The organism is Paraburkholderia sp., from assembly GCF_035501035.1.
Lineage (GTDB): Bacteria > Pseudomonadota > Gammaproteobacteria > Burkholderiales > Burkholderiaceae > Paraburkholderia.
In genome coordinates, this window is record NZ_DATJWR010000457.1 from 1 (window position 1) to 6,163 (window position 6,163).

Annotated in this window: 6 protein-coding genes; all 6 read left to right on the plus strand. The window is 64.3% G+C overall.

All coding sequences use genetic code 11. The annotated features are described in order from the left end of the window. On the plus strand, window positions 1–742 hold a 742-nt coding region (locus VMJ11_RS32005; RefSeq protein WP_325625013.1), incomplete at its 5' end, for a flavodoxin-dependent (E)-4-hydroxy-3-methylbut-2-enyl-diphosphate synthase. A gap of 72 nt (window positions 743–814) precedes the next feature. After that, a complete protein-coding gene (gene hisS / locus VMJ11_RS32010; protein ID WP_325625014.1) occupies window positions 815–2,152 on the plus strand; it encodes a histidine--tRNA ligase in 1,338 nt (445 codons plus the stop codon). A 142-nt stretch (window positions 2,153–2,294) separates the two neighbouring features. After that, entirely contained in the window at window positions 2,295–2,924 is a 630-nt protein-coding gene (locus tag VMJ11_RS32015; protein ID WP_325625016.1) for a tetratricopeptide repeat protein, read from the plus strand. A gap of 67 nt (window positions 2,925–2,991) precedes the next feature. Then, window positions 2,992–4,137 carry an outer membrane protein assembly factor BamB gene (gene bamB / locus VMJ11_RS32020; RefSeq protein WP_325625017.1) on the plus strand — a complete coding sequence of 382 codons (1,146 nt, stop codon included), beginning with the start codon at window positions 2,992–2,994 and terminating at the stop codon, window positions 4,135–4,137. A gap of 418 nt (window positions 4,138–4,555) precedes the next feature. Next, a complete protein-coding gene (der, locus tag VMJ11_RS32025) occupies window positions 4,556–5,893 on the plus strand; it encodes a ribosome biogenesis GTPase Der (RefSeq protein WP_325625019.1) in 1,338 nt (445 codons plus the stop codon). A 163-nt stretch (window positions 5,894–6,056) separates the two neighbouring features. After that, window positions 6,057–6,163, plus strand: a 107-nt coding sequence (locus VMJ11_RS32030) for an RNA chaperone Hfq (protein ID WP_325625021.1), incomplete at its 3' end; no start/stop codon positions are given.

Genomic DNA, 6,163 nt, shown 5'->3' on the forward strand with positions numbered 1-6,163 from the left:
GCGCAAGGAGCCCTGGGAAGCGCAGAGCGTGATGTACGAAGCGCTGATCCAGTCGGCCATCGGCTCGGCGGAGCGTGCCGTCGAGCTTGGCCTCGGCCGCGACAAGATCATCCTGTCGTGCAAGGTGAGCGGCGTGCAGGACCTGATCGCCGTCTACCAGCAGCTCGCGAAGCGTTGCGATTTCGCGCTGCACCTCGGCCTCACCGAAGCCGGCATGGGCTCGAAGGGCATCGTCGCTTCGACGGCGGCGCTCTCCGTGCTGCTCCAGCAGGGCATCGGCGACACGGTCCGCATTTCGCTCACGCCGGAACCGGGCGCTTCGCGCACGGGCGAAGTCGTGGTCGGCCAGGAAATCCTGCAGACCATGGGCCTGCGCTCGTTCACGCCGATGGTCATCGCGTGCCCCGGTTGCGGCCGCACGACCAGCACGCTGTTCCAGGAGCTCGCCTCGCAGATCCAGAACTATCTGCGCACGCAGATGCCCGTGTGGCGTGGCGAATATCCGGGCGTCGAAACGATGAACGTCGCAGTGATGGGCTGCATCGTGAACGGCCCGGGCGAGTCGAAGCACGCGAACATCGGCATCAGCCTGCCGGGATCGGGCGAGAACCCCGCGGCGCCGGTGTTCATCGACGGCGAGAAGGTGAAGACGCTGCGCGGCGAGCGCATCGCCGAAGAATTCCAGCAGATCGTGAGCGACTACGTCGCGCGCAAGTACGGCAAGGCCGAAGCGACGAACTGAACGCACCCGCAGATCGATACGCACAACCGAACATCGCCATTCGCACAGCAGATTCGCAACGCAATGACTGCAATGACTGAACAGAAACGCAAGCCCGAAAAGCTCACGGGCGTGAAGGGCATGAACGATATCCTGCCGCAGGAGGCAGGTCTGTGGGACTTCTTCGAAACCACGGTGAAGTCCATGCTTCGTTCGTACGGCTATCAAAATATCCGCACGCCGATCGTCGAGCACACGCAGCTCTTCACGCGCGGTATCGGCGAAGTGACCGACATCGTCGAGAAGGAGATGTACAGCTTCACCGACGCGCTGAACGGCGAGAATCTCACGCTGCGTCCGGAAGGCACGGCCGCGGCCGTGCGCGCGTCGATCGAGCACAACATGCTGTACGACGGTCCGAAGCGCCTGTGGTACATCGGCCCGATGTTCCGTCACGAGCGTCCGCAGCGCGGTCGCTATCGCCAGTTCCATCAGGTGGGCGTCGAGGCGCTCGGCTTCGCGGGTCCCGACGCGGACGCCGAGATCATCCTGATGTGCCAGCGCCTCTGGGACGACCTCGGTCTGACCGGAATCAAGCTCGAGATCAACTCACTGGGTGTGGCCGAAGAGCGCGCCGCGCATCGCGTGGAGCTCATCAAGTACCTCGAGCAGCACGTGGAGCTGCTCGATGAGGACGGCAAGCGCCGCCTCTACACGAACCCGCTGCGCGTGCTCGACACGAAGAATCCCGCGCTGCAGGAGATCGCGAACAAGGCGCCGAAGCTGATCGACTTCCTCGGCGAGGGCTCGCGCGCGCACTTCGAGGGGCTGCAGCGCATCCTCAAGTCGAACAACATTCCGTTCACGATCAACCCGCGCCTCGTGCGCGGTCTCGATTACTACAATCTGACCGTATTCGAGTGGGTGACGGACAAGCTCGGCGCGCAAGGTACCGTCGCGGCCGGCGGCCGCTACGATCCGCTGATCGAGCAGCTGGGCGGCAAGCCGAGCGCCGCGTGCGGCTGGGCCATGGGCATCGAGCGCATTCTCGAGCTGCTCAAGGAAGACGATCTCGTGCCGGAAGAAGAAGGTTGCGATGTCTACGTTGTGCACCAGGGCGAAGCTGCACGCGAGAAGGCGTTCATCGTGGCGGAACGGCTGCGCGATACGGGTCTCGACGTCATCCTGCATTGCAGCGCTGACGGTCAGAGCGCGAGCTTCAAGTCGCAGATGAAGCGCGCGGATGCGAGCGGTGCGGCGTTCGCCGTGGTGCTCGGCGAGGACGAAGTGGCGAAGGGCGAAGCGGGCGTGAAGGCGCTGCGCGGCACCGCTGCCGAGGCCCGGAGCGAGCAACAAACGGTAGCGCTTGAGGACTTGACCGAATATCTGATCAATGCGATGGTTGCATCCGCCGAAGACGGCGACGACTGATCAGGGCGCACAGCCCGCGACCCGTTTGACCATCACACGCGGCGGCGCGCCCGGCTCGCAGCACGCGCAATCGAGCACGTGCATGCATGAAATGCGGCGCGCCCGAAAACAGGTTTCAGAATAAACAAGGAATCGCTACGCGATGAGTTACCACGACGAACAGGAATCGATCGAGAGCTTCAAGGCATGGTGGGCGCAGTGGGGTAACGTCACTACGTGGCTCGTGCTGATCGTTCTGCTCGCGCTCGCCGCGTGGAACGGCTGGAACTTCTGGCAGCGCCGCCAGACGGCGGAAGCCGCCGTGCTGTACGACCAGGTGCAGCAGGCCGCGAACGGCAGCGACAAGGACATGCTCACGCGCGTGGCGTCGGACATGGAAAACCGCTTCGGCAGCACCGCGTATGCGCAGATGACGGCGCTCGCCGTTGCCAAGGCGCTCTACATGGCGGGTGACACGGCCGGCGCGAAGGCGCAACTGCAATGGGCCGCCGACCACGCGAAGGACGACGAATTCCGACAGATTGCGAAGCTGCGCCTCGCTTCGCTGTTGCTCGACGAAAAGGCCTACGACCAAGGGCTCGCGCTGATTCCGCAACCCGATTCGGGTCCGTTCAAGGGTATCGTCGCGGACGGCCGCGGCGATCTGCTGGCAGCCGCCGGCAAGCGCGACGACGCGCGCGCGTCCTACAAGCTCGCGCTCGACAGCCTGCCGAAGAGCGACGCTTCCGAGCGCCAGTTGATCCAGTTCAAGCTGGACGCGCTCGGCGGCTAAGCTGCGCGCAGTGCGTGTGGCATTGCGAAACCATTCAAACCCAACTTCATTCATGCTTCGTTCACCGATGAATCTGCTGAAACGAACCGTAGTGCCCGTCGCGCTCGCGATGACCGTCCTGGCTCTGGCAGCCTGCTCATCGACGAAAGACGAGCGCCGCGTACCGGTGCCGCTGACCGAGTTCAAGCCGGTGCTGGACGTCCAGCAGGTGTGGACATCGAGCGTCGGCAAGGCCGGACGCTACCTCTTCTCGCCAGTCGCCGTGGGCGACGCCGTTTATGCGGCGGGCCAGAACGGGTCGGTCGCGAAGATCGACGCCGCATCGGGCAAGGACATCTGGCGCACGAAGCTGAAGGATGACATTTCGGCAGGTGTTGGCAGCGACGGCAATTTCACGGCCGTCGGCGGCCTGAAGGGCGACGTCTACGTGCTCGACTCGAACGGCAAGCTTTCATGGCAAGCCAAGGCGCCGGGCGAGATCATCTCGCCGCCGCTGGTCGGCAACGGCCTTGTGATCGCGCGCACGATCGACGGCCAGATCGTTGCCTTCAACGCGCAAACGGGCGAGCAGAAGTGGCTCTATCGTGCGCGCGCCGTGCCGCTGAACCTGCGCGTCTCGTCCGGCATGACCTTCGCGGGCGACCAGGCGGTGCTCGCGGGCTTCCCGGGCGGCGCGTTCGCGGCGATCAACCTGCAGAACGGCGACGCTTTCTGGGAGACGCCGGTCTCGTATCCGAGGGGCGTGACGGAAGTCGAGCGCATCAACGACGTGAGCGGTCCGCCCACGCTCGTCGGCGCGACGACCTGCGCGGTGACGTTCCAGGGGCAGCTCGGTTGCTTTGACGCAAACTCGGGCCGCGCGTTGTGGCAAAAGGCGTTCTCGAGCACGAGCGGTATCGCCCAGGACGAGTCCACGGTGGTGGGCGGCGACGACTGGTCGGTCGTGAAGGCCTTTAGCGTTTCGACGGGCCAGCCGACCTGGACGAACGACAAGCTCAAGAGCCGCGACGTGAGCGTGCCGGCGCTGCTGGGCCACGCGGTCGTGCTCGGCGACTACCAGGGCTACGTGCATTTCCTCTCGCTCGACGACGGCAGTTTCGTTTCGCGCGTGAAGACCGACGGTAGCCCGATTACCGCTGCACCGGTGCTCGCCGGTAACACGCTGGTGGTTCAGACGAAGGACGGCGACCTGTTCGGGCTGCGTCCGCGCTAAGGCTCGTTCGTTTAAGGGCGATTTCTCTCTGGAATCGCTCATGACGCCGGCCCAGTTGGTCGGCGCACAAGGCAAGACACGCATACCGCACGCAAGATACCGGCGGCCGCACCTCACGAGCGGCAGTCTGGCGCATGCAGGTGTACGAGGCGGCGGGGCCAGCAGGCTCCGATGTCTCACCCGCGGGCCGGCTCCAGCCGGCCGCGCGCATTTGGGGATGGCGCGAGGCACGATCGCGCCACCCACCACGCCGCCATTGGGCGGATGCGCGGCGACCGGCCCGGCCGCATCGCGCTCCCGGTTCGGGGCCGCGGCCCATTTCGTGATAATTTGCAACCGATGCAGCCCTGCAGGCGCGGGGCTTGCCGCGCAGCGCGCCGGACGTTCCGGTGCCGCGCCTTACCGTAGAAAAGATCAGATGAAACCCGTAATCGCCCTCGTCGGGCGCCCCAATGTGGGGAAATCCACGCTGTTCAACCGGCTCACGCGTTCGCGCGATGCGCTGGTGGCCGACCTGCCGGGCCTCACGCGCGACCGTCACTATGGCGAAGGGCGCGTGGGCGATCGCGCGTATCTCGTGGTCGACACCGGTGGCTTCGAGCCTGTCGCGAAGGACGGCATCCTGCACGAGATGGCGCGCCAGACGCGCCAGGCCGTGGAAGAGGCCGATATCGTCGTGTTCATCTGCGACGGCCGCAATGGCCTCGCGCCGCAGGACAAGCACATCGCCGACTACCTGCGCAAGACCGGCCGCCCGATCTTCCTCGTCGTCAACAAGGCGGAGGGCATGAAGTACAGCGCCGTGGCCGCCGACTTCTACGAACTCGGTCTGGGCGACCCGCGCGCGATCTCCGCCGCGCATGGCGACGGCGTCACGGAGATGATCAACGAGGCGCTCGACGAGGCATACGCGGATCGTCCGGAAGAGAGCGACGAGGATGCGAGCAAGCACGGCATCAAGATCGCGATCGTCGGCCGCCCGAACGTGGGCAAGTCCACGCTCGTCAATACGCTGATCGGCGAAGATCGTGTGATCGCGTTCGACATGCCGGGCACGACGCGCGATTCGATCTATGTCGATTTCGAGCGCAACGGCAAGAAGTACACGCTGATCGACACGGCCGGCCTGCGCCGTCGTGGCAAGGTGTTCGAGGCGATCGAGAAGTTCTCGGTGGTGAAGACGCTGCAGTCGATCGCGGATGCGAACGTGGTGATTCTGCTGCTCGACGCGCGCCAGGAAATCTCGGACCAGGATGCGCATATCGCGGGCTTCGTGGTGGAGCAGGGGCGCGCGCTCGTGGTGGGCGTGAACAAGTGGGACGGCATGGACGACCACGCGCGCGAGCGCACCAAGCACCACCTGCAGCGCAAGCTGAAGTTCCTCGACTTCGCGGAAATGCGCTTCATCTCGGCGACGGAAAAATTCGGCATCGGGCCGCTCATGCGCTCGGTGGACGACGCCTACGCCGCCGCCATGGCGAAGCTGCCCACGCCGAAGCTCACGCGCGCGCTCATCGAAGCCGTAGAATTCCAGCAGCCACGCCGTCGCGGCCCGGTGCGGCCGAAGCTGCGTTACGCGCACCAGGGGGGACAGAACCCACCCATTATTGTGATTCACGGCAACGCACTCGACGCCGTGACGGAAACGTACAAGCGTTATCTGGAGAATCGATTCCGGGAAACTTTCTCGCTGACCGGGACTCCATTGCGAATTGAGTTTCGATCCTCGACGAATCCGTACACGGATAAAAACTAGACAACGGCTGAACTGCGTTCGCTAGCGCCCGTAAGCCTCCTGGCCGTACAGCCATGATCCGCGCGGGGGAACGAGAATCAGCTATAGTGTAGCGATTGGCGACGGATTTCTTTTTCTTCGTCGCCAATTTAAGTTAAACCTGCAAAAAAATACGGAGTTTGCTATGAGCAACAAAGGGCAATTGTTACAAGACCCGTTTCTGAACGCGCTGCGCAAGGAGCACGTGCCTGTTTCGATCTATCTGGTCAACGGCATCAAGCTTCAAGGGAA